General features: G+C 71.6%; 20 protein-coding genes. 3 read left to right on the forward strand and 17 right to left on the reverse strand.

The genetic code is table 11. The annotated features are described in order from the left end of the window. Window positions 1-129 precede the first annotated feature (129 nt). Window positions 130-870 carry a GntR family transcriptional regulator gene (locus N4G66_RS05115; RefSeq protein ID WP_261702740.1) on the forward strand — a complete coding sequence of 247 codons (741 nt, stop codon included), beginning with the start codon at window positions 130-132 and terminating at the stop codon, window positions 868-870. Window positions 871-1,098: 228 nt separating this feature from the next. Here the strand turns inward: N4G66_RS05115 and N4G66_RS05120 are convergent, their stop codons facing one another. From N4G66_RS05120 to rpe, 7 genes are all read right to left on the reverse strand, one after another. Next, window positions 1,099-1,551, reverse strand: a complete 453-nt coding sequence (locus tag N4G66_RS05120) for an Lrp/AsnC family transcriptional regulator (RefSeq protein WP_015661832.1) — start codon at window positions 1,549-1,551, stop codon at window positions 1,099-1,101. Window positions 1,552-1,581: 30 nt separating this feature from the next. Then, complete coding sequence (locus N4G66_RS05125; RefSeq protein ID WP_261702741.1) at window positions 1,582-3,063, reverse strand: amino acid permease; 1,482 nt, start codon at window positions 3,061-3,063, stop codon at window positions 1,582-1,584. Between the two features lie 390 nt (window positions 3,064-3,453). Further along, the gene (locus N4G66_RS05130; RefSeq protein WP_261702955.1) at window positions 3,454-4,896 is read right to left on the reverse strand and encodes a GuaB1 family IMP dehydrogenase-related protein; all 1,443 of its coding nucleotides are present in this window, start codon (window positions 4,894-4,896) and stop codon (window positions 3,454-3,456) included. A gap of 107 nt (window positions 4,897-5,003) precedes the next feature. Further along, window positions 5,004-5,381, reverse strand: a complete 378-nt coding sequence (locus N4G66_RS05135; RefSeq protein ID WP_261702742.1) for a barstar family protein — start codon at window positions 5,379-5,381, stop codon at window positions 5,004-5,006. Beyond that, complete coding sequence (locus N4G66_RS05140) at window positions 5,378-5,824, reverse strand: ribonuclease domain-containing protein (RefSeq protein WP_261702743.1); 447 nt, start codon at window positions 5,822-5,824, stop codon at window positions 5,378-5,380. The genes N4G66_RS05135 and N4G66_RS05140 overlap by 4 nt, the downstream gene beginning before the upstream one ends. Window positions 5,825-5,876: 52 nt before the next feature. After that, complete coding sequence (locus N4G66_RS05145) at window positions 5,877-6,920, reverse strand: sugar-binding transcriptional regulator (protein WP_261702744.1); 1,044 nt, start codon at window positions 6,918-6,920, stop codon at window positions 5,877-5,879. A gap of 78 nt (window positions 6,921-6,998) precedes the next feature. Beyond that, the gene (gene rpe, locus N4G66_RS05150; RefSeq protein WP_261702745.1) at window positions 6,999-7,685 is read right to left on the reverse strand and encodes a ribulose-phosphate 3-epimerase; all 687 of its coding nucleotides are present in this window, start codon (window positions 7,683-7,685) and stop codon (window positions 6,999-7,001) included. Between the two features lie 134 nt (window positions 7,686-7,819). On the opposite strand from rpe, the gene N4G66_RS05155 reads away from it, so the two are divergent. After that, window positions 7,820-10,027, forward strand: coding sequence for an MMPL family transporter (locus tag N4G66_RS05155; protein WP_261702746.1), 2,208 nt, complete (start codon window positions 7,820-7,822; stop codon window positions 10,025-10,027). 359 nt (window positions 10,028-10,386) lie between these two features. On the opposite strand, the gene N4G66_RS05160 is transcribed toward N4G66_RS05155, so the two are convergent. Both N4G66_RS05160 and fmt read right to left on the reverse strand, forming a co-directional pair. Further along, window positions 10,387-11,820, reverse strand: a complete 1,434-nt coding sequence (locus N4G66_RS05160; RefSeq protein WP_261702747.1) for an RsmB/NOP family class I SAM-dependent RNA methyltransferase — start codon at window positions 11,818-11,820, stop codon at window positions 10,387-10,389. A 63-nt stretch (window positions 11,821-11,883) separates the two neighbouring features. Beyond that, on the reverse strand, window positions 11,884-12,816 hold the full coding sequence (gene fmt / locus N4G66_RS05165; RefSeq protein WP_261702748.1) for a methionyl-tRNA formyltransferase: 933 nt from the start codon (window positions 12,814-12,816) through the stop codon (window positions 11,884-11,886). A 408-nt stretch (window positions 12,817-13,224) separates the two neighbouring features. On the opposite strand from fmt, the gene N4G66_RS05170 reads away from it, so the two are divergent. Next, window positions 13,225-13,767: a hypothetical protein gene (locus tag N4G66_RS05170; RefSeq protein WP_261702749.1), complete on the forward strand. Its 543-nt coding sequence runs from the start codon at window positions 13,225-13,227 to the stop codon at window positions 13,765-13,767. A gap of 271 nt (window positions 13,768-14,038) precedes the next feature. Here the strand turns inward: N4G66_RS05170 and N4G66_RS05175 are convergent, their stop codons facing one another. The 8 genes from N4G66_RS05175 to N4G66_RS05210 all read right to left on the reverse strand — a co-directional run bounded on the left by N4G66_RS05175 (window position 14,039) and on the right by N4G66_RS05210 (window position 22,842). Further along, window positions 14,039-16,204 carry a primosomal protein N' gene (locus N4G66_RS05175; protein WP_261702750.1) on the reverse strand — a complete coding sequence of 722 codons (2,166 nt, stop codon included), beginning with the start codon at window positions 16,202-16,204 and terminating at the stop codon, window positions 14,039-14,041. A 412-nt stretch (window positions 16,205-16,616) separates the two neighbouring features. Next, window positions 16,617-17,825, reverse strand: coding sequence for a methionine adenosyltransferase (metK, locus tag N4G66_RS05180; RefSeq protein WP_261702751.1), 1,209 nt, complete (start codon window positions 17,823-17,825; stop codon window positions 16,617-16,619). A 238-nt stretch (window positions 17,826-18,063) separates the two neighbouring features. Beyond that, a complete protein-coding gene (gene coaBC / locus N4G66_RS05185; protein WP_261702752.1) occupies window positions 18,064-19,266 on the reverse strand; it encodes a bifunctional phosphopantothenoylcysteine decarboxylase/phosphopantothenate--cysteine ligase CoaBC in 1,203 nt (400 codons plus the stop codon). Between the two features lie 91 nt (window positions 19,267-19,357). Then, complete coding sequence (rpoZ, locus tag N4G66_RS05190) at window positions 19,358-19,630, reverse strand: DNA-directed RNA polymerase subunit omega (protein WP_003982715.1); 273 nt, start codon at window positions 19,628-19,630, stop codon at window positions 19,358-19,360. Between the two features lie 37 nt (window positions 19,631-19,667). Beyond that, complete coding sequence (gene gmk, locus N4G66_RS05195; RefSeq protein WP_261702753.1) at window positions 19,668-20,225, reverse strand: guanylate kinase; 558 nt, start codon at window positions 20,223-20,225, stop codon at window positions 19,668-19,670. Window positions 20,226-20,262: 37 nt separating this feature from the next. Beyond that, entirely contained in the window at window positions 20,263-20,586 is a 324-nt protein-coding gene (locus N4G66_RS05200; RefSeq protein ID WP_016638838.1) for an integration host factor, read from the reverse strand. A 310-nt stretch (window positions 20,587-20,896) separates the two neighbouring features. Continuing rightward, complete coding sequence (gene pyrF / locus N4G66_RS05205) at window positions 20,897-21,739, reverse strand: orotidine-5'-phosphate decarboxylase (protein ID WP_261702754.1); 843 nt, start codon at window positions 21,737-21,739, stop codon at window positions 20,897-20,899. Continuing rightward, window positions 21,736-22,842 carry a quinone-dependent dihydroorotate dehydrogenase gene (locus N4G66_RS05210; RefSeq protein ID WP_261702755.1) on the reverse strand — a complete coding sequence of 369 codons (1,107 nt, stop codon included), beginning with the start codon at window positions 22,840-22,842 and terminating at the stop codon, window positions 21,736-21,738. The genes pyrF and N4G66_RS05210 overlap by 4 nt, the downstream gene beginning before the upstream one ends. Window positions 22,843-22,915 lie beyond the last annotated feature (73 nt).

Consider the following 22,915-nt stretch of genomic DNA (forward strand, 5'->3'; position numbering starts at 1 on the left):
TGTCTTGTTCGTAAACTTTGGTGAAACCGTGACCCCTTGTTCCCTGCACAATCCCGGCCGACGGGGATCCCCGTCCGATGTCGATTAGGCTGATCACGCTGTGCACAGCGGTCGAATCAGAGGGGAAGAATGGCGGCGCGACACGAGGAGATCGCCGAGGAGCTGCGGCGGGCGATCGACCGCGAGGAGTACACCGTGGGCAGTCTGCTGCCGGCGGAGACCGACCTCGCGGCCCACTACGGCGTCTCGCGCGGCACGGTCCGCCAGGCCGTCGCGGCCCTGACCGCCGAGGGGCTCATCGGCTCACGCCAGGGCGCCCGCCGCGTCGTCCTCGCCGGCCGCCGCAGCCAGAGCTTCGCCGAACTGCGCAGCTTCGCCCAGTGGGCGCGCGCGATGGGGCGCGAAGCGACGGGACACGTGGTGGCGCAGGATTACCGCCCGGCGGCGGCGGAGGACGCCGTCCGTCTCCAACTGCGGGAGAAGACACCGGTGCTGCACGTGCTGCGGGTGCGCGGACTGGACGGTGAACCGGTCCTGCTGGAGCGCACCGTGTACGCGGACTGGATCTCCCCCGCCGTGGCGGCGATCGAGCCCGGGTGCCCCTCCGTCACCCAGCGGCTCTTCGAGGACACCGGCCTGGTCTTCGCGTACGGCGAGCACGTCATCGACGCCGTCGCGGCGGGCGCCCAGGACGCCGACCTCCTCGGAGTCCGCCGCACCAGCCCCCTGCTGCGCGTCCGCCGCGTCACCACCACCCGTGAAGGCCGCCCGGTGGAATGGTCCGACGACCGCTACCGCTCGGACGCCGTGAGCTTCAGCGTCCACAACTCCATCGGCAACAACGCCCTGGCAAGAAAGACGGCGGAGTAGCCATCAGGTGACGGCCCTTATCGAGCACCGGACGCCGAACGGGCGGACGCCGGACGGGCGGGCGGACGGACGGACGGACGGGCGCGGACGGACGCCGAGCGAGAGGGCGGGCGCCGCAGCGCCCCGTCAGGGGCGCGGGGAACTGCGCGCCCAGCCCCCACGAGCCCGCAGCCGCCCAGAGGCGGATCCCCCACCCCCGGGGCGCACCAGCCCTTATGGGGGCGCCGACTACGTAGGCGACCCCGAGGAAAACCTCCGCAGCAGCGGCGAAAGCACCAGCACGGACTTCGTCCGCTCCACGAACGGCTCCCCCGCGATCCGCTCGAGGACCCGCTCGAAGTGCCGCATGTCCGAGGCGAAGACCTGTACCACCGCGTCCGCCTCCCCGGTGACGGTGGAGGCGGCCACGACTTCCTGATAGCGCTCCAGACCGCGCTGGATGGTCTCCGGCGAGGTGTTCCGCCGGCAGTAGATCTCGACGAAGCCCTCCGTCTCCCAGCCGAGCGCCGCCGGGTCCACCCGTACGGTGAACCCGGTGATGGCCCCGGTGGCCCGCAGCCGGTCGACGCGCCGCTTCACGGCGGGCGCGGACAGGCCGACCAGTTGCCCGATGTCCGCGTAGGAGCGGCGGGCATCCTCGGCGAGGGCGTGCACGATGCGTTCGTCGAGATCGTTCAGCACTGCGGGTGGTTCACTTTTCTGCGAGGGTTTCTACGGTTGCTCGGCGACGGGTTCCACGGTCGCCATCCGGGACCTGCGGTAGCCGTAACTGAAGTAGAACACGAGCCCGACAGCCATCCAGACGCCGAAGACGACCCAGGTGACGGCGGAGAGACTGGCCATCATCCACACGCACAGCAGGAAGCCGATCGCGGGCAGCACCGGCGCGAGCGGAACCCGGAAAGTGCGGCGCATGGCCGGGCGCGTCCTGCGCAGCACGACGACGGCGACATTGACCAGCCCGAAGGCGAAGAGCGTGCCGATGCTGGTGGCGTCGGCGAGCTGGCCGAGCGGGATCGCGGCGGCGAGGACACCGCAGAACAGCGAGACGATGACCGTGTTGGCGCGGGGCGTGCCGGTCTTCGGGTGGACCTTGGCGAACACCTTGGGCACCAGGCCGTCCCGGCCCATCGCGAACAGGATGCGGGTCTGGCCGTAGAGCACGGTCAGCACGACACTCGCGATGGCGATGACCGCGCAGGCGGCCAGCAACGTGCCCCAGAAGGTCTGCCCGGTGACGTCCTTCATGATCCCGGCGAGCGCGGCCTCCGAGTCGTTGAACTGCCGCCAGGGCTTCGCGCCGACGGCGACAGCGGCGACGAGGACGTACAGGGCGGTCACGATGACCAGCGAGAGCATGATCGCGCGCGGCAGGTCGCGCTGGGGGTCCTTGGCCTCCTCACCGGCGGTGGAGGCGGCGTCGAAGCCGATGTAGGAGAAGAACAGGGTGGCGCCGGCGGCGCTGACGCCCGCCATGCCGAGGGGCATGAAGTGGTCGTAGTTGCCGGAGCGGAAGCCCTGGACGCCGATCGCGCAGAACAGCACCAGCGCGGCGATCTTCACGGCCACCATGATGGTGTTGGCGCGCGCCGACTCCCGCGCTCCGCCGAGCAGGAACGCCATCGCGAGCATCACCACGATGAGCGCGGGCAGGTTGAAGATGCCCCCGTCACCGGGCGGCGCGGACAGTGCGTCCGGGATGGTGACGCCGATGGTGCCGTCGAGCAGTTCGTTCAGGTACTCGCCCCAGCCGACCGCGACGGCCGCGACCGAGACGCCGTACTCCAGGACCAGGCACCAGCCGCAGATCCAGGCGATGAGCTCGCCCATCGTTGCGTACGCGTACGAGTACGAGGATCCGGCGACCGGGATGGTGCCGGCCAGTTCGGCGTAGGAGAGGGCGGAGAAGAGCGCCGTGAGACCGGCGATCACGAAGGACAGGGTGACCGCGGGCCCGGCCTTGGGGACGGCCTGGCCGAGGACGACGAAGATGCCGGTGCCGAGCGTGGCACCGATGCTGATCATGGTGAGCTGCCACAGGCCGAGGGAGCGCCGCAGCGAGCCCCCCTCGCCCTGGCCACCCTCCTCCACCAGGCGTTCCACCGGCTTGCGGCGCATGAGACGCGCGCCGACCCCCGGGGACGGTGGGGCGGACGTGGGTGGGGACTGCGGGGGTGCGCCTTGGTCGAGCACGCGCTGGCTCCTTCATCGCTGCCGGTCGAAGAGGACGGGAACCGGCGGCACCCCTGACAGGAGGGACCCACCGAGCGGGGTCCCCGCCACGCCTGTGTACAGCGCTTGACCCTATGAGTCCGGGCTTCACGGGCGTAATGCGGCAACCTTGCGCGTCTCCGCAAGATCGTTGCGTTCATCGCATTCCGGCGCATGTTCGTTGCGCGGGGCCTTTCGATGGTTGCGCGAGGCGCCTTTTCGCTGACGGAGCGGCCCTTCGAACATCCCGTCCGACAGGGCGTCAGTTCCCCTCACGGGGGCGCCCGTCCGCCCCCTCCGCCTGCTCGGGACACGCGTACGGCCCCTGCTCCCGGGAGGGGAACAGAGGCCGTACGGGGAAACAGGGGCGGGTCAGCTCCAGCTGGCGTGCAGGGGCTTGCCCTCGGCGTAGCCGGCCGCGCTCTGGATGCCGACGATCGCCTTCTCGGCGAACTCCTCCAGGGAGTTCGCGCCCGCGTAGGTGCAGGAGGAACGGACGCCGGCGATGACCGAGTCGATCAGGTCCTCGACGCCCGGACGGGACGGGTCGAGGAACATCCGCGAGGTGGAGATGCCCTCCTCGAACAGCGCCTTGCGGGCCCGGTCGTACGCGGACTCCTCGCTGGTGCGGTTCTTGACGGCGCGCGCGGACGCCATGCCGAAAGACTCCTTGTACAGACGTCCGTCGGCATCCTGCTGAAGGTCGCCCGGGGACTCGTACGTGCCGGCGAACCAGGAGCCGATCATGACGTTCGACGCGCCGGCGGCCAGCGCCATCGCGACGTCACGGGGGTGGCGGACACCGCCGTCGGCCCACACGTGCTTGCCGTACTTCTTGGCCTCGGCCGCGCACTCCAGGACCGCGGAGAACTGCGGCCGGCCGACGCCGGTCATCATGCGGGTGGTGCACATGGCGCCGGGGCCGACGCCGACCTTGATGATGTCGGCGCCCGCGTCGACGAGGTCCTTGACGCCCTCGGCGGCGACGATGTTCCCCGCGACGATCGGCACCTGCGGGTCGAGCGCGCGGACCGTCCGGACGGCGCTGATCATCGACTCCTGGTGACCGTGCGCCGTGTCGATGACGAGCGTGTCGACGCCCGCGTCCAGGAGCTGCTTGGCCTTGCCCGCCACATCGCCGTTGATGCCGACGGCGGCGGCGATGCGCAGCCGGCCGCCCGCGTCGGTGGCCGGCGTGTACAGGGTGGCGCGCAGGGCGCCCTTGCGGGTGAGGATGCCGGCCAGCTTGCCGTCCGCGTCCACGGCGGGGGCGTAGCGGCGGTTGGCGCCGTCGAGCCGGTTGAACGCCTCGCGGGGCTCGATGTCCGCGTCGAGGAGCAGCAGGTCCCTGGACATGACCTCGGACAGCTGGGTGAAGCGGTCCACGCCGGTGAGGTCGGTGTCGGTGACCACACCGACCGGGCGGCCCTCCTCGTCGACGACGACGCCCGCGTTGTGCGCGCGCTTGGGCAGCAGCGCCAGTGCGTCGGCGACGGTCTGGTGGGGCTCGAGGCGGATCGGGGTGTCGAGCACCAGGTGGCGCCCCTTGACCCAGGAGACGACCTCGGTGATGACGTCGATCGGGATGTCCTGCGGAATGACGACAAGGCCCCCGCGGCGGGCGACGGTCTCGGCCATCCGGCGGCCCGCGATCGCCGTCATGTTGGCGACGACGAGCGGGATGGTGGTGCCCGTGCCGTCCGGAGAGCTGAGGTCCACGCCCTGACGCGAGCCGACCGCGGAGCGGCTGGGCACCATGAAGACGTCGTCGTACGTCAGGTCGTACGGGGGCTGGATGTCGTTGAGGAAACGCACGTGCTGCACATCCCAGTCGATCAGAGGTGGCCCCCGGACAGGTCAGCCAGGGGGAAGAGCACGTACTTCATTGTCCCATGACAGCCCCCGTGCGGTCCCCGGACGGATCATCCAGGCTGGTCAGGGGGCAATTGGTCGGATCCTCCAAGGATGAGGACGACCGACAGGGTGGCGTCGAACTGCTGGTAGTGGCCGGAGGCCGACTGGAGGACCTCCTGGGCGGTCTCCCACTCGTCGGGCCGCGTCCGCGCGTAGGGGCGCCAGCCGGTCACCACGAGCAGCCTGCCCGGACTGGCCGGTCCCCAGTCGGGGTCGCCGAGGACGTCGGCGAGCGCGTCCCAGTTCCGCCCGAACCACTCCGGCAGGTCGAGGGCGCGGACACAGCGCTCCATGAACCCGGGCTTGTCGAGAACCCCGGTGAGATCGAGCTCGGTGACCTGCCACCCGGCCGAGCGGCACACCTCCGCGAGCGGACCGTGCGTCATCTCAGCACCGCCTTGAACGAGTTGTAGTGATCGTCGGTGTAGAAGATCTCCCCGTGCTGTCCGGCGACGATGCGCCGGGCCCCCCGGTCGCGTTCGCCCGGGGTCCGCACCGTGTACTCGTGGTAGTACCCCCTGGCGTGCCCCGGCAGTTCCCGCTCGAAGTTGCCGAAGACGGCGCCGTCCTTGGCGTACGGGAAGGGGCCGCCCCGGTCGATGAGGACGAGGGTCGCCCGCGCTTCGGCGGGGAGCGCGGCCGCGGGGACGACCGGCAGGCCACCGGCCCAGGACGGGACCGCCGTGGCACCGCTCGCGGCCGTGGCCGCGGGGTCGCCCGAGCCGGTGGTGCCCGTGGACGAGCAGCCCGTCAGCAGGACCGTCAGACAGACCAGCAGTCCGGCGAACAGGCGGCCCGCGAACGCGCGGGGGGACGGCCGCAGCAGCATGACGTCGATGCTGCCACGGCCGTCCCCCCGCGGCGCGCGCTGGGTGTCGACCTCAGGGCCCGTCCGGGTCCGCCCGGTTCAGCGCCGGACGCGGGGGCGGTCCCGCCGTCATCAGCGCGTCCGCGGCCGAGGTGTCCGTCACCAGGCTGGTGACGAGCCCGGACCGCAGCACCGCGTCGATGGCGGCCGCCTTGCGCTGACCGCCCGCTATGGCGACGACCTCGGGGATACGGCGCAGCCGGTCGGCCTCGACCGTGATGCAGCGCTCGCCCAGGTCACGCCCGACCCGCCGGCCCTCGGCGTCGAAGAGGTGCGCGGACATCTCGGCGGCGACACCGAGGGACGCGTAGTGGGCGCGCTCCTCGTCGCTGAGCATGTCGTGCACCGTGGAGATGCCGGGCTCCCAGGAGCCGATGGAGACGCAGGCGACCGTCACCTTGTCGAAGTACTCGAAGGCGCGGGCGATCCCCGTCTGGTTGCGCAGCGCCGCCGCGGTGGCCGCGTCGGGCAGCAGCATCGGCGCGTAGATGGGGTGGGCGTCGCCGCCCGACACCTGCGCGGCGCGCCGGACCGCCTCGACGGAGCCGCGTTCGGCGGTCCCGGCGTCGTACACGCCCGTCAGCTGCACCACGGTGCACGGCGGGAGCCGGTCCAGCGCCGCCGCCATGTGGATCGTGGAGCGGCCCCAGGCGAGGCCGAGCACATCGCCCTCGTTGACGAGCTCGCCGAGCAGGTCGGCGGCCACCTCACCGAGGTTCTCCGGGTCGGGCGACTCCTCGGCCTCGGCCGGGGACTCGACGACCACGGCATGCCGCAGACCGTAGCGGGCACGCAGCGCGTCCGAGCGCTCCGCGTCCAGCTCGGCGGGGACGCGGATCTCGATCCTCACGAGATCCCGTTCGAGAGCGGTCTCCAGGACCCGGGCCACCTTGAAGCGGCTGACGCCGAACTCCTCGGCGATCTGGATCTTGGATTTGCCCTCTAGGTAGAAGCGGCGGGCCATGGCCGCCGCCTGGACCAGCTCAGCGGGTCCCATCCGCATGGCTGACCGGCCCGCCGACATACCCGACACGGCGATCTCCTCACTTCTGTTCACACTCTGGATTCGCCGTTCATCCTTGCAGATCCGGCGCACTTGATCCGCCCTGATGGGCGGCGTTCACGTTCCCTTGGCTCAGTGGTCGCACGCCCAGGATGCATGGGCCGTCGCCTCCTGTGCCTGGGTGCGCAGTGCACGTACCGCCTGGGCCGGGTCCGCCGCCCCGTACACCGCCGAACCGGCGACGAACACGTCGGCGCCCGCCTCCGCGCACCGCTCGATGGTCGACGCCGAGACACCGCCGTCGACCTGGAGCCACAGTTCCAGGCCGTGCTTGCTGATCAACTCGCGCGTGCGGCGGATCTTGGGGAGCATGATGTCAAGAAAAGCCTGGCCGCCAAATCCGGGTTCGACCGTCATGATCAGCAGCATGTCGAGCTCGGGCAGCAGATCCTCGTACGGCTCGATGGGGGTCGCGGGCTTGAGTGCCATGGAGGCGCGAGCGCCCATGGCCCGGATCTCACGGGCCAGCCGGACGGGCGCGGCGGCCGCCTCCACGTGGAAGGTGACGGAGCCGGCACCGGCTTCCACGTACTGGGGCGCCCACCGATCGGCGTCCTCGATCATCAGATGGCAGTCCAGCGGAGTGTCCGTCGCACGGGCCAAAGACTCTACGACCGGCACCCCGAGCGTGAGGTTCGGTACGAAATGGTTGTCCATGACGTCGACATGGAGCCAGTCCGCGCCTTCCACCGCCTTTGCCTCCTCGGCAAGACGGGCGAAGTCGGCGGACAGGATGCTGGGGTTGATCTGCACGGCCATGCCCCAAGACTGCCATGCCCCGGGCCGGTTGCCCGCCCCGGTCCGGACCTGGGTTGTTCCGCGGATGTCCTGCGACGGTCCGGCATGCCATGCTGGGCGGCCCAGCGGCGCTGCGTCCGACCTCGGGGGTGGGCATGAAGAGGCTCGACGCCTGGAAGCGCGCGGCCATCGGGGTCGTGTGCGGACGCCGGTCCAAGTGGCTGGTCCTGGCCCTGTGGCTGCTGGTGCTCGTCTTCGTGGCACCTCTCGGAGCCAAGCTCAGCGACGCCCAGGACAACGACGCCCAGTCCTGGCTGCCGGGCTCGGCCGAGTCGACCCAAGTCCTCGACATCTCGAATGAGTTCCGGCCCGAGCAGATTCCCGCGGTCGTCGTCTACGCGCGCCCGGACGGCCTGACGCCGCAGGACCGCCGGCAGATCGCCGAGGACGTCCAGCAGGTGAAGGCGCTGCGGGAGCACGGCATCCGCGGCGCGGAGACCCGGGGACCGGTCTTCGACCGGCCGACCGATCCGCGCGCGGCCCAGATCTACATCCCCATCACCATGAACGCGTCCGGCTGGCAGCGGATCGGCCCCGCCGTCGACTCCATCCGGCACCAGGTGGGCAAGGGTGCCGACGAGCTCTCCGTGCACATCACCGGGCCCGGCGGTACCGCCGCGGACTCCTCCGATGCCTTCAAGGGCATCGACTCGACCCTGCTCTACTCCGCGATGGCCGTCGTCGTCGTGATGCTGCTGATCACCTTCCGCAGCCCGACCCTGCTGTTCGTCCCGCTGCTCGGCGTGGTCGTCGCCCTGTTCACGGCCCAGGCGCTGATCTATCTGCTGGCGAAACACGCCGGTCTGACGGTCAACGGCCAGAGCGCGGGCATTCTCACCGTGCTCGTGTTCGGCGCGGGGACCGACTACGCGCTGCTGCTGGTCGCCCGCTACCGCGAGGAGCTGCGCCGCCACGAGGACCGCCACGAGGCGATGGCCCTCGCCATGAACCGGGCCGGTCCGGCCATCCTCGCCTCGGGCGCGACGGTCGTGCTGAGCATGCTGGTGCTCCTGGTCGCCGAGATGAACTCGACGCGGGGCCTCGGCCCGGTCGCGGCGATCGGCGTGGGCGTCGGCCTGCTCACCATGCTCACGCTCTTCCCCGCCCTGCTGCTGGTCTTCGGGCGCTGGATCTTCTGGCCCTCCGTCCCGCACCTCGGCTCGGCCGATCCGACCAAGAGCGGCGTCTGGGCGCGCATGGGCCGCCGGATCGCCCGCCGCCCGCGGACCTTCTGGGTGGCCACGGCGCTGGCGCTCGGGCTGCTGTCCCTCGGCCTGATCCAGCTGCGGGCCGCGGGCATCTCCAACGCCGACCAGTTCACCGGGAAGCCGGACTCGATCGTCGGCCAGCAGGTGTCGGCCCGCTACTTCCCCGCGGGTGACGGGGATCCCCTGGTCATCGTGTCCAACGCGGCCCAGGGCAGGGAGGTCGGCCATGCCGTGGCCGCGGACCCGGGTGTCGTGCAGGCGAGCATCGGTGTGCCGCCGGGCACCGCGCCCGTGCACGACGGCAAGGTGCTGTTCGAGGCGACCACCCGCGCCCCCGCCGACAGCGCGGCGGCGAAGGCCACCGTGGAGCGGGTGCGCGACGCGGTGCACGCCGTCCCCGGCGCCGACGCGAAGGTGGGCGGCGGCTCGGCGGCCCTGCTCGACATGGAGAACGCCCAGACGCACGACAACTACCTGGTCATCCCGCTCGTCCTGGTGGTGGTCCTGCTGGTCCTGAGCATCCTGCTGCGGGCTCTGGTCGCCCCGCTCCTGCTGATCGGGACCGTGGTGCTGTCGCTGGCCACCGCCCTCGGCGTGAGCGCACTGGCCTTCCGGCACGTCTTCGACTACGCGGGCGAGGACGTGGCCTTCCCGCTGTTCGTCTTCGTGTTCCTGGTGGCACTCGGTATCGACTACAACATCTTCCTGACCACCCGTATCCGCGAGGAAGCGACGCACAAGGGCACCCGCGCCGGTGTGGTGACAGGGCTCGCCACCACCGGGGCGGTGATCACCTCGGCCGGTCTCGTCCTCGCGGGCACGTTCGCGGCACTCGGCACCCTGCCGATCGTGGGGTTCGCGGAGATCGGCTTCGCGGTCGCCCTGGGCGTGCTCCTGGACACCTTCGTGGTGCGCTCGGTGCTGGTCACCGCGCTCTTCCTCGACGTGGGCCCGAAGGTGTGGTGGCCACACCGGCTCGCGCACGAGGACGGCGGGACGCGGCCCGCCGAGCCCGCCGATTCCGCCGAGCCGGACGATTCCGGGGAACCCGGAGGATCCAGGGAGTCCTCGAACCCGGCTCCGCCTCCCGGCTGACGAAGCGAACCGAAGCACGCCCACGCAGCGTGGGCAGGGCAGAGCGGCGCCGACCCCTCACCGCGGGCTGAACGAAGCCGGGGGCGCGGCCCGGCAGAGCTGGGCAGCGCAGTCGGCCGAAGCTGGACGGCGCGGCTCAGCAGAGGTGGGCGGCACGGCCGGCCGAAGCTGGGCGGCACGGCCGGCCGAAGCTGGGCAGCGCGGCTCAGCAGAGCTGGGCAGCGCGGCTCAGCAGAGCTGGGCAGCGCGGCTCAGCAGAGCTGGGCAGCGCGGCTCAGCAGAGCTGGGCAGCGCGGCTCAGCAGAGCTGGGCAGCGCGGCTCAACCGGATGGGCCGGCCGTGCCGAGTGTGCCGGGCGGTCAGCCGGTTCGGCGGATCAGGGCCAGGTACATCGCGTCCGTCCCGTGCAGATGCGGCCACAGCTGTACGTCGGGGCCGTCCCCCAGGGCGGGCACGCCGGGCAGCAGCGGACGGGCGTCGAGCAGTTCGGCGGAGCCGTCCTCGAAGTGCTTCAGGACGTCGTTCACGACCGCGCGGGTCTCGGCGAGGTGCGGCGAACAGGTCGCGTACCCGACGACACCGCCGACCCGCACCGATTCGAGCGCCGTGCGCAGCAGCCCGCGCTGGAGCGTCGCGAAGCCGTCGAGGTCCTCGGGGCGACGCCGCCAGCGGGCCTCGGGACGGCGGCGCAGCGCGCCCAGGCCCGTGCAGGGCACGTCCATGAGCACCCGGTCGAAGGTGCCGGGCCGCCACGGCGGGCGGGTGCCGTCGGCGGCGATGACCTGGTACGGGCCGGGGTTCCCGGCGAGCGCCTTGGCGACGAGCCCCGCCCGGTGCGGCTGCTTCTCGGAGGCGAGCAGTGTCGCGCCGCGCTGGGCGGCGAGGCCCGCCAGCATCGCGGCCTTGCCGCCGGGTCCGGCGCAGCCGTCCAGCCAGACCCGGTCGGGCCCGTCGATCGGCGCGTTCGCGAGGGCGATCGCGACCAGCTGGCTGCCCTCGTCCTGGACGCCCGCACGGCCCTCGCGTACGGCGTCGATGGCGCCCGGCTCGCCGCCCTCGGTGAGCCGCACGGCATACGGCGACCAGCGCCCGGGAAGCGCCGAGTCCTCGTCGAGGGCGTCGAGGAGTTCCTCGGAGGTGGAGCGTCCGGGCCGGGCCACGAGGGTCACCTCGGGCCGCTCGTTGTCGGCCTCCAGCAGGTCCTCGATGCCGGCCCGGCCGCCGCCCAGCGAGTCCCACAGCGCGGAGACGACCCAGCGCGGGTGCGAGTGCACGACGGCGAGATGATCCTCGGGGTCGTCCTCGTAGGGCGGCGCGACCTGTTCCAGCCAGGCGTCGAGGTCCTGCCGAGCGACCTTGCGCAGCACGGCGTTCACGAACTTGGCCCGCCCGTCGCCGAGCACCACCCGGGCCAGCTCGACGGAGGCGGAGACGGCGGCGTGCGTCGGGATGCGGGTGCCGAGCAGCTGGTGGGCACCGAGGCTGAGCACATCGAGGACCGGCGGGTCGACCTCCCGCAGCGGCCGGTCGACACAGGCCGAGATGACGGCGTCGTACGTCCCCTGGCGGCGCAGCGTGCCGTACACCAGCTCGGTGGCGAGCGCGGCGTCCCGTGTGTCGAAGTCGCCCTTCTCCCGCGCCTTGCGCAGCAGCGGCGGCAGAACGAGGTTCGCGTACGCGTCCCGCTCGTCCACGGCCCGCAGCGCCTCGAAGGCGAGCATGCGGACCGGGTCCTTCTGGGGGCGGCGGTAGGGCTTGCCGGGCTTCTGCGGCCGACGGGGCTGCTCACTCACGAAAAAGGTGCTCCGGATCCAGGAAAAAAGATGCGCTTATCAGCGTACGCCGCAGGGCCGACGTCAGACGCCGAGGCGCTCCCCGGAGGGAATCCGCACCCCGCGGGCCCAGTCCGCCGCGCGCATCGGCTTCTTGCCCTGGGCCTGCACCCAGAGCAGCTCGACGGCGTAGGAACCGGTGCCCACGTACACGTTGTTCTTGGCGACGGACAGCTCGCCCGGGGCGAGGTCCGTGCGGTCGGGCACCGTCGCGACCTGGATGAGCTTGAGCCGCTCGGCGCGGAAGACGGTCCAGGCGCCGGGGGCCGGGGTGCACCCGCGCACCATGCGGTCGACCCGCAGCGCCGGGGCGGCCCAGTCGATGTGGGCGTTCTCGACGGTGATCTTCGACGCCGTGCTGATGCCGTCGGCGGGCTGCGGTACGGCCTTGAGCGTGCCGTCCTCGATCCCGTCCATCGTCGCGGCGAGCAGTCCGGAGCCGGCGAAGGCGAGCCGCGTCAGCAGGTCCCCGCTGGTGTCGGTGGGGCGGATCTCCTCGGTGACGGTCCCGTACACCGGTCCCGAGTCGAGGCCCTCCTCGATCAGGAAGGTGGTGGCGCCGGTGATCTCGTCGCCGGCCATGATCGCGTGCTGGACGGGGGCGGCGCCGCGCCAGGCCGGCAGCAGCGAGAAGTGCAGGTTGACCCAGCCCTGGGCGGGGATGTCGAGGGCGACCCGGGGCAGCAGCGCCCCGTACGCGACGACGGGACAGCAGTCAGGGCCGATCTCCCGCAGCCTGGCCAGGAATTCCTCGTCCCGGGGCTTGGCGGGCTTGAGCACCTCGATCCCGGCTTCCTCCGCCCGCACGGCGACCGGACTCGCGACGAGCCGTCGCCCCCGTCCGGCCGGCGCGTCCGGCCGGGTCACGACGGCGGCCACCTCGTGCCGCCCGGAGGCGATCAGGGCGTCCAGGGCGGGAACGGCGACCTCGGGGGTACCTGCGAAGACGAGCTTCATGGGTGGCGGTTGGCCTCTCGGGCGGGAGCTCTTCCATCCCCCGCGCGCGTGCCGGATACCGGCGAAGCACGGGGCAGCGCACCAGTCTATGCCGCGCGGGGCTCAACGGCTCGGGGGTTCTTCGGGGGCCATGTCCTCGGGCCCGCACGGGCGGTGTCGCCTGCGCATCGGCACGAACGGTGTTGCCCATGGCATCGGCACCGGTGACGCGGCCTGCTCGTCGCCAAGTGGGGCGCGTTCACCACACAACGGGGGGCGTACGGGACGGGACGCGCCCCGTACGTATGCCCTTGCGCCCCTGCAGCGTGACCACTCACCCGTCTACGCGTTGGTCAAGAAAGAGTTGACCACAGCGGGCTGCACATTCGCGGCCCGATCCTTTTCAACGCCGGTTCGAGAGGCTTGTTCATGGCCGACCACGCAACCCACGACGCCCAGGCTCGGGCCAGCCTGCACTTGCTGGTGCGGGACATCGAGCGGGTCCGCCGGCAGGTGGACGCACTGCGCACGCTCACCGCCCAGTTGGGCAACGTCTACCGCCCGCGCCGCTCCGGCCCCTCCACGGGCTTCGTCGTCTACGGACGCGCTCCCGCCCCGACCGTTCGTCTCGCCCAGGAGCTGCGGGACAGTGTCGAGACCCTGGTCACGGCCGCCGTGGACTTCGACCGCTCACTCGGCTTCTCGTGGGACGCGGTGGGCTCGGCCCTCGGGGTCACCAAGCAGGCGGTCCACCGTCGTTACGGCGCGCGGCGCGCCACCGCCCAGGCCGCCGCCGAGGCGGAGCGTGCCACGGAGACGGCCGACACGCGCACGGTCGCCGTCAACAGCGGTCTCCCCTCGGTGCCGATCGCCCCCGCCGCCCGCTCCATGCCGACCCAGCCGACGGCCGGCAGCCCCACACTCCGCGACGAGGTCAGGCCCACGGCCTTCCCGGGCCCGCGCAACGGCTGACCGACCCCCCGAGACGACAGCTGCCTCCCGGCGCCAAGACCCGGGGGGCAGTCCCATGCCCACACCCCGACCCCCAGCTCCCAGTTCCCCGCCGACCGTTCACGCCCGCGTCCCGCGCCGCAGCCCACGCCCACTGCTCACGCCCACAGTCCACGACGACACCCGCACATCATGTGCTCCGCGACGTCCGCTCAAGCGACCTCACCGGATCGCACGGGCCCTCACGGGACCTGACGCGGCCTCACGGAATCGCATGGGATCGCATGGGATCTCACCCGATGTCGGGCGGATCGATCCGGATCCGTACGGGCTCGCTGCTCCCGCGGGCCATGCGTGCCGCCTGCGCGCCCTTCAGAGCGGCCGCCAGGGCAGCGCCGCTCCCCGGGGGCACCCGGATGAGTACCCGCTCCCCGGGGTCCCCAGCGGGCGGCCCACCGGGTCGCCGGGGCCGGCCCGCCTCGGCCATCGGCAGCGGTACAGGCCCCAACACCTCGGCGTCGGACGGCAGTTCGGCGGCGGCGAGGAACCCGGCGAGCGCCTCGGGCGCCCCGGACACCGCCGCCATCCGGGAGACCGGCGGAAATCCCAGCTCGGCCCGCTCGGCGAGCTCACGCACCGCGTGCCCGACGGGATCCCACCGTACGAGCGCCTGCACGGGCCGCAGGGTCGGTTCGGCAACGACCACGACCGTGCCGCCCGCCCCCTGCGGACGGACCAGCGCGGCGGCCCCCGTCCACCGGCGCAACGCGTCCTCACCGGCCCGCAGATCGGGCCGTCCGAGCATCGCCCAGCCGTCGAGCAGCAGGGCCGCCGCGTACCCGCCCTCGGCGACGGGTTCGGCTCCCGGCGTGCTCACCACCAGGGCGGGCGCCGAGGACACCGTGTCCAGCACCTGCTCCCGCCCGGACGTGCGCACCGGCACGGCCGGGAACGCCCGTCCCAGTTCCTCGGCGGTCCTGCGGGCGCCGACGACCTGCGCCCGCAGCCGGAACCCTCCGCACTCCTGGCAGTGCCAGGCCGTCTCGTCCCGCCCGCACCACGCGCAGCGCAGGGCCTGGGCGTCCTGCGCCTCCAACGGCCCCGCGCAGTGCCGGCACCGCGCGGGCGCCCGGCACTGGGCACACGCCATCCGGGGCACATATCCCCGCCTGGGCACCTGGACCAGCACGGGCCCCTGCCGCAGACCCTCCCTGACGATCCGCCAGGCGAGCGTGGGCAGCCGGGCGGCCCGAGCGGCCTCGTCGCGCGCGAGATCGCCGTCCCCGACGGTCCGTACCAGCGGCGCGGCTGCGCGCACCTGGTCCCGGTCGGCGGCCAGCGGCAGCGCCCAGCCGCTCTCGACCAGTTGCGCCGCCTCCACGGTGCAGGTCCAACTCCCCAGCAGGAAGCCGCACTTGTCGCGCGAGGCACGCAGCTCCAGCACCTCCCGGACATGCGGGAAGGGAGCGTTCTCGTCGCTGTGTCCGTCGTCGCCGTCGTCCCAGACGACGACAAGTCCCAGATTCCGTACGGGCGCGAACATGGCGGCCCGGGTGCCGACCACGGCCCGTACGGACCCCCGTCGTACGGCGAGCCAGTCACGGTAGCGCCGCTCCGGTCCGGCGTCGGCGGTCAGCACGGCGTGCTGCCCCTCCCCCAGCAGGGCCTTCAGGGCGGTGTCGACGCGGGCCGCGGGCCGCCCGGCCGGTACGACGACGAGCGCGCCGCGCCCGGAGGCGAGCGTCGCCTGCACCGCGCGGGCGATCTCCTCGGCCCACTCGGGACCGGGCAGCGCGGTCCACACCGCGCGCGGGGCACCACCGGAGGCGAGCGAGGCGAGGAGGTCCGCCCCTCTCCCGTACCGCCGCCAGGTGCCGGGGTCGGGTGCACTGGGCAGCGGCGGAGGCACCGGCGACTCCCGTGCCTCGGCGCGGGCGTGCCGGGGCGGCACGGCCAGCTGCAGCACGTCGGCGAGCGATCCCGCGTACCGGTCGGCGACGGCGCGGGCGAGTCCCAGCAGTTCGGGCCCGAGGACGGGCTCGGGCGAGACGACCTGGGCGAGGGCTGCCAGCGGCCCCGAGTAGTCGGACTCGGCGACCCGCTCGACCAGATATCCGTCGATCAGACCGCCGCCCTCGCGCCGCCCCTCCCGAACATTGCGTCCACCGGCGCCGAACCGAACCCGAACCCGCACGCCCGGCTGCGCGGCCTCGTCGAGGTCCTCGGGCACGGCGTAGTCGAAGTAGCGGTCGAGGTGCAGCACCCCTTTGTCGACGAGCACCCGCGCGACGGGCAGCTCCTTGGCGAGCGCGGCTCCCCGCCAGGTCCGCGGCTTCGCCTTCGGCCCCTTGGCCTGTCGCACGACCTCCCGGATCAGGGCAAGCTGCTCGGGCGGAGCACCGTCCGCGCCGTCCGCGCCGCGCGCGCTGTCGTCGGGTCGCCCGTTCGCGCTGCTCACAGCAGTATTCCTACCAGACCGCACTGACAGCGCCGCCTGCCCGAGATCAGGCCGGCCGCGGATCGCGAACGCCCTGAGGGCGCTTCTGCCATGGACCGCTCGGCCATACCGGTCAGGGACCGGCAGCAGGATTCGAACCTGCGAGGGGCCTTCGGCCCCAGAAGTATCCGCGGACATCGCACCGGGCGGGACAACGTCGGTTCTCCCGAGATCCAGGCGGCAGCGGAACGTGATCCAGATTCACCGCACGCCGTGGGCGTACTCCACCGAAGTAACCGCGGCCATCGCACCGGGAGATCACCAGCCTATGAATACCGGCCCGCCGGAACCACTCTTTTTTCTCCCGCACAGCCGTGAGGCCCGGCCCCCCGAGGGGGGCCGGGCCTCACGGCTGTGACGAAGCGTTCGCGGACTACAGGCCCGCTGCCTTGCGCAGCGCGTCCACCCGGTCCGTCCGCTCCCACGTGAAGTCGGGCAGCTCGCGGCCGAAGTGCCCGTAGGCGGCGGTCTGGGCGTAGATCGGGCGGAGCAGGTCGAGGTCGCGGATGATCGCCGCCGGACGGAGGTCGAAGACGTCCGTGATGGCGGTCTCGATCTTCTCGGCGTCGACCTTGGCGGTGCCGAAGGTCTCGACGAACAGACCGACCGGCTCGGCCTTGCCGATGGCGTAGGCGACCTGGACCTCGCAGCGCGAGGCGAGGCCCGCGGCGACGACGTTCTTCGCGACCCAGCGCATCGCGTACGCGGCGGAGCGGTCGACCTTGGACGGGTCCTTGCCGGAGAAGGCGCCGCCGCCGTGGCGGGCCATGCCGCCGTACGTGTCGATGATGATCTTGCGGCCGGTGAGGCCGGCGTCGCCCATCGGGCCGCCGATCTCGAAACGGCCGGTCGGGTTCACCAGCAGGCGGTAGCCCTCGGTCTCCAGCTTGATGCCGTCGTCGAGCAGGGCCCTCAGCTCCGGCTCCACCACGAACTCGCGGATGTCGGGAGCGAGCAGGGAGTCGAGGTCGATGTCCGACGCGTGCTGCGAGGAGACGACGACGGTGTCCAGACGGACCGCCTTGTCGCCGTCGTACTCGATGGTGACCTGGGTCTTGCCGTCGGGGCGCAGGTACGGGATGGTCCCGTTCTTGCGGACCTCGGACAGCCGGCGCGCGAGCCGGTGCGCGAGGTGGATCGGGAGCGGCATCAGGTTCGGGGTCTCGTCCGTCGCGTACCCGAACATCAGGCCCTGGTCGCCGGCGCCCTGCCTGTCCAGCTCGTCCTCGTCACCCTCGACACGGGACTCGTAGGCCGTGTCGACACCCTGCGCGATGTCCGGGGACTGGGAGCCGATCGAGACCGACACGCCACAGGACGCTCCGTCGAAGCCCTTCTTCGACGAGTCGTAGCCGATCTCCAGGATCTTGTCTCGGACCAGCTGGGCGATCGGCGCGTACGCCTTGGTCGTGACCTCTCCGGCCACATGCACCAGGCCGGTCGTGATGAGCGTCTCCACGGCGACCCGGGACGTCGGGTCCTCACGCAGGAGGGCATCGAGAATGGTGTCGCTGATCTGGTCAGCGATCTTGTCGGGGTGACCCTCGGTCACGGACTCCGAGGTGAACAGGCGACGGGACACAACGCTCCCTGTGGTTGCAGCGGCTGCTGGCTGATCATTGGTGGACGGGACGGGGGCTGCGCCCGGCGTCGTCCGAGAACAGTTTATCGGTCGCGCTCAGCCGCGGGACCCCTGTCTCGCCTCTCGAAACCCCTGTGACCTGCGGCACGGGCATTCTGCGCCATTGCCATAGCTCTTCGCCAGGGTCGCCACGCCCGTTTTTGCGGGCTTTGCGGTGACAGGCGTGATGGGTGAGGTTTCACACCAGTCGGCGTGTCACCAGGTCCCACACGGTCTCGGCCAGCGCTTCCTTGGGTCCGTGGGGCACCGGGGTCTCACTTCCGTCGGCTCCGAGCACCACCGCCTCGTTCTCCTCCGAGCCGAAAGTCTTGCGTTCCCCCACCTCGTTCACCACCAGCAGATCGCAGCCCTTGCGCTCCAGCTTCGTCCGTCCGTTGGCGAGGACGTCGTCGGTCTCGGCGGCGAATCCGACGACCACCTGGCCGGCGCGCGCACGGTCCGCGGAGATCTCCGCGAGGATGTCCGGGTTGCGGACGAGGACGATCGGCTCCGGCTCCAGGCCGTCCTTCTTCTTGATCTTCCCGGTCGCGTACGACTGCGGGCGGAAGTCCGCCACCGCGGCCGCCATCACCACCGCGTCGGCGTCCGGGGCCGCCTTCAGCACGGCCTCCCGCATCTGCACGGCTGTGCCGACCTGGACCACGTCGACCCCGGCCGGGTCCGCGAGGCCCGTGTTCGCCGCGATCAGCGTGACCCTGGCGCCGCGCGCGGCGGCGGTGCGGGCGAGCGCGTACCCCTGCTTGCCCGAGGAACGGTTGCCGAGGAAGCGGACGGGGTCGAGGGGCTCACGGGTGCCGCCCGCGCTGACGACGACATGGCGGCCGGCGAGATCCGGCTCGGTGACACCCCTGGCGAGCACGCGACGGCAGACCTCGAAGATCTCCCCGGGGTCGGGCAGGCGTCCCTTGCCGGTGTCGACGCCGGTCAGGCGCCCCACGGCGGGCTCGACGACCACGGCACCACGCCGCCGCAGGGTCGCCACGTTCTCCTGGGTCGCCGGGTGCTCCCACATCTCGGTGTGCATGGCGGGCGCGAAGACGACCGGGCAGCGGGCGGTGAGCAGGGTGTTGGTGAGGAGGTCGTCGGCCAGTCCGTGGGCGGCCTTGGCGAGCATGTCGGCGGTCGCGGGGGCGACCACCACGAGGTCGGCGTGCTGCCCGATGCGGACGTGCGGGACCTCGTGGACGTCCGACCAGACCTCGGTGGAGACGGGGTGGCCCGACAGCGCGGACCAGGTGGCGGCGCCGACGAAGTGCAGTGCGGACGCGGTGGGCACGACCCGCACGTCATGGCCCGACTCCGTCAGTCGTCGCAGCAGCTCACAGGCCTTGTACGCGGCGATGCCACCGCTGACGCCCAGAACGACCCTCGGCTTGTCCACCGTCTCTCCCCGGCTCGGAAACATACGACTCTCATGACACACCACAGGCCCGGCAGTCGCGCCGCCGGGCCTGGGATGAGCAGATGAACGACTACTGAGCGGGGCCTTCGACGGCCTCGGAGGTCAGCAGACCCGCGTTGATCTCGCGCAGGGCGATCGACAGCGGCTTCTCGTGGACGTGGGTGTCGACGAGCGGACCGACGTACTCGAGGAGGCCCTCGCCGAGCTGCGAGTAGTACGCGTTGATCTGGCGGGCACGCTTGGCCGCGTAGATCACCAGGCTGTACTTCGAGTCGGTGGCCTCGAGAAGCTCGTCGATCGGAGGGTTGATGATGCCCTCGGGAGCAGTGATGGAAGAGGACACGCTCTGCCTTCCGAAAGGTGGAAATTGACCTGAAAGATCAAACAACTTCCACCAAGGCTAGCAGCTCGCGCGCCACGTCCTCGACGGAGGTGTTGACCAGGGTGACGTCGAACTCCGGCTCGGCCGCCAGTTCGATCTTGGCCGCGTCCAGCCGGCGCTCGATCACCTCGGGCGGCTCGGTACCCCGCCCGGTGAGCCTGCGCACCAGCTCCTCCCAGGAGGGCGGGGCCAGGAACACGAGCAGCGCGTCCTCCATGGACTCGCGAACCTGCCGGGCGCCCTGCAGATCGATCTCCAGAAGGAGCGGCGCACCCGACTCCAGGTGCTCCAGGACGGCGGCGCGCGGAGTCCCGTAACGGTTGCCGGCGAATTCGGCCCACTCCAGGAGTTCGCCGTTGGCGATCAGCTTGTCCATCTCGTCGTCGGAGACGAAGAAGTAGTGGACACCGTGCTTCTCACCGGGGCGCGGCTTGCGGGTCGTCGCCGACACCGAGAGCCAGACCTCGGGGTATTCCTTGCGCATATGAGCGACGACCGTGCTCTTGCCGACCCCTGAGGGGCCGGAGAGCACGGTCAGCCGCGGACGTTCACTCATGCAGCGATTATTCCAGCAATCCCGGGGTGTCCAGGACTCAGGCGCCGGAACCACCGAACTCGCGCTCCAAAGAGGCGATCTGATTCGAGCCGAGACCACGCACACGGCGGCTCTCGGAGATCCCGAGTCGCTCCATGATCTGCTTGGCGCGGACCTTGCCCACGCCCGGCAGGGACTCCAGGAGAGCGGAGACCTTCATCTTGCCGATGACGTCGTTCTCCTGACCCTGCTTGATGACCTCGTGAAGCGAGGCGCCGGAGTGCTTGAGTCGATTCTTGACCTCGGCCCGCTCCCGGCGAGCCGCGGCGGCCTTTTCGAGCGCGGCTGCGCGCTGTTCAGGGGTAAGGGGCGGAAGAGCCACGCCTACGTCACCTCGGATGTCGAACTGTCGGATACGGACCGGTGAGGAACCTAGTCGCCCCACACCTGGGAGCTACGGGCAACACGCTCGCCCGTTCTCCTCCCACTGCCTTGTGGCGGTGGGAGCTGCCCCCACTCGACGGAGACTAGCGGGCAAGTGCGCCGGAGTCAGCGAGAACAGAGGAAAAGTCCTGGTCAGCCTCCCTGGGGCCCGACATTTCCGACATAACTCCCCGGATTTGAGAATGTATTCAGACTCGGGACCCTCGGAAGGCACTCCTCGGAGGACTCTCGAACGGCTGTCGGAGGTCTCAGGCCGCCGCCACGGCCGCCCTGATCTCCTCCGCGAACCCCTCGGCCGACTCGCGCAGGGCCATCACGTCGGGACCGTGACGCAGAACACCCCGGCTCACGTTCGGGACGACATTGCGCACGGCGGACCCGAAGACCCCCGCCAGATCGGCCGCGGTCGCTCCCTGGGCACCGATGCCGGGCGCGAGGAGCGGGCCGTTGATGTCCAGATCGTAGGAGGAGAGATCGCCCAGAGTGGCGCCGACGACCGCGCCGAAGGAGCCGAGCGGCCGCTCGTCCGCGTTCTCGGCGGCCAGATGGCCGAGCATCGTCGCTCCGACGCTGCGTCCGTCCGCGCGGACGGCGTGCTGCACCTCCCCGCCCTCCGGGTTCGAGGTGAGCGCGAGGACGAAGAGCCCGGCACCGCTCTCTCGCGCCAGCTCCACCGCGGGCCTCAGCGAGCCGTAGCCCAGGTACGGCGACACGGTCAGCGCGTCCGAGAAGAGCGGCGCGTCCTTGCGCAGGAAGGTCTCGGCGTACGCGGCCATGGTCGATCCGATGTCGCCGCGCTTGGCGTCCATCACGACCAGCGCCCCGGCCGCCCGCGCCTGTTCGACCGACTTCTCCAGGACGGCGATCCCGCGCGACCCGAACCGCTCGAAGAACGCGCTCTGCGGCTTCAGGACGGCGACCCGCTCGGCGAGCGCCTCTACGACCGTGCGGCTGAACCGCTCCAGACCCGCGATGTCGTCACCGAGTCCCCAGTCGGCGAGCAGGGACGCGTGCGGGTCGATGCCCACGCACAGGGGACCGCGCTCGTCCATGGCGCGGCGAAGGCGCGCGCCGAAGGGTTCCAGGCTCATACGGATTTCCTCACGTCGGCGCCGACCGCGTCGGCGAGGGTGGTGTACGGGCTCGTCCGCAGGCGGGCGGCGAGCCCCTTGTGGATGGCGCGGCCCCAGAAGGGACCCTCGTAGATGAAGGCGCTGTAGCCCTGGACCAGCGTGGCGCCGGCCAGGATGCGCTGCCAGGCGTCCTCGGCGTTCTCGATGCCGCCGACGCCCACCAGGGTGATGCGGTCGCCCACGCGCGCGTAGAGGCGTCGCAGCACCTCCAGGGAGCGCGCCTTGAGCGGCGCGCCCGAGAGGCCGCCGGTCTCCTTCACCAGGGAGGGATCGGCGGTCAGACCGAGCCCCTCGCGCGCGATGGTCGTGTTCGTGGCGATGATCCCGTCGAGGCCGAGTTCGACGGCGAGATCGGCGACCGCGTCGACGTCCTCGTCGGCGAGGTCGGGCGCGATCTTGACGAGGAGCGGGACGCGCCGGTCGGTGACGGCGCGGTCGGCGGCCTCGCGGACGGCGCTGAGCAGCGGGCGCAGCGCCTCGGTGGCCTGGAGGTTGCGCAGGCCGGGGGTGTTCGGGGAGGACACGTTCACGACGAGGTAGTCGGCGTGCCGGGCGAGGCGCTCGGTCGACTTCACGTAGTCACCGACGGCCTCCGCCTCGGGGACGGCCTTGGTCTTGCCGATGTTGACGCCCACGACGGTCCTGAACACGGGCGTACGGGCCGCCAGGCGCTCGGAGACGGCCGCGGAGCCCTCGTTGTTGAATCCCATGCGGTTGATCAGCGCGCGGTCCGGCACGAGGCGGAACAGCCGCTTCTTGGGGTTGCCCGGCTGCGGCTCCCCGGTGACCGTGCCGATCTCGATGTGGTCGAAGCCGAGCATCGACATCCCGTCGACGGCCACGGCGTTCTTGTCGAAGCCCGCCGCGAGTCCGAAGGGGCCGTGCATGCGCAGCCCGAGTGCCTCGGTGCGCAGCTCCTTGTGCCGGGGCGCGAGCGCGGCGGCGACGAAGGTGCGCAGCACGGGGACGCGGGCGATGAGCCGGATCCAGCGGAAGGCGAGGTGGTGGGCCTGCTCCGGGTCCATCCGCTTGAAGACGAGGGCGAAGAAGAGCTTGTACATGATCATGTCCTCGAAAGAGCCCGGTGAAGGGCGCCTCTTGAAGGGGCAGGGGGCCTCATGAAGAGGGGGACAC

The sequence above is a fragment of the Streptomyces rhizosphaerihabitans genome (genome assembly GCF_025399795.1).
Taxonomy (GTDB): domain Bacteria; phylum Actinomycetota; class Actinomycetes; order Streptomycetales; family Streptomycetaceae; genus Streptomyces; species Streptomyces rhizosphaerihabitans.

What these genes read in the sequence shown, in the direction of transcription:
- N4G66_RS05140 (WP_261702743.1), bottom strand. Translation starts at nt 5,824, where the DNA reads ATGCTGCTGCGGCCGTCCCCCCGCGCGTTCGCGGGCCGCCTGTTCGCC.
- rpe (WP_261702745.1), bottom strand. Translation starts at nt 7,685, where the DNA reads ATGGCCGTGCAGATCAACCCCAGCATCCTGTCCGCCGACTTCGCCCGT.
- N4G66_RS05210 (WP_261702755.1), bottom strand. Translation starts at nt 22,842, where the DNA reads ATGTACAAGCTCTTCTTCGCCCTCGTCTTCAAGCGGATGGACCCGGAG.
- N4G66_RS05170 (WP_261702749.1), top strand. Translation starts at nt 13,225, where the DNA reads ATGGCCGACCACGCAACCCACGACGCCCAGGCTCGGGCCAGCCTGCAC.
- gmk (WP_261702753.1), bottom strand. Translation starts at nt 20,225, where the DNA reads ATGAGTGAACGTCCGCGGCTGACCGTGCTCTCCGGCCCCTCAGGGGTC.
- fmt (WP_261702748.1), bottom strand. Translation starts at nt 12,816, where the DNA reads ATGAAGCTCGTCTTCGCAGGTACCCCCGAGGTCGCCGTTCCCGCCCTG.
- N4G66_RS05115 (WP_261702740.1), top strand. Translation starts at nt 130, where the DNA reads ATGGCGGCGCGACACGAGGAGATCGCCGAGGAGCTGCGGCGGGCGATC.
- N4G66_RS05135 (WP_261702742.1), bottom strand. Translation starts at nt 5,381, where the DNA reads ATGACGCACGGTCCGCTCGCGGAGGTGTGCCGCTCGGCCGGGTGGCAG.
- N4G66_RS05155 (WP_261702746.1), top strand. Translation starts at nt 7,820, where the DNA reads ATGAAGAGGCTCGACGCCTGGAAGCGCGCGGCCATCGGGGTCGTGTGC.
- pyrF (WP_261702754.1), bottom strand. Translation starts at nt 21,739, where the DNA reads ATGAGCCTGGAACCCTTCGGCGCGCGCCTTCGCCGCGCCATGGACGAG.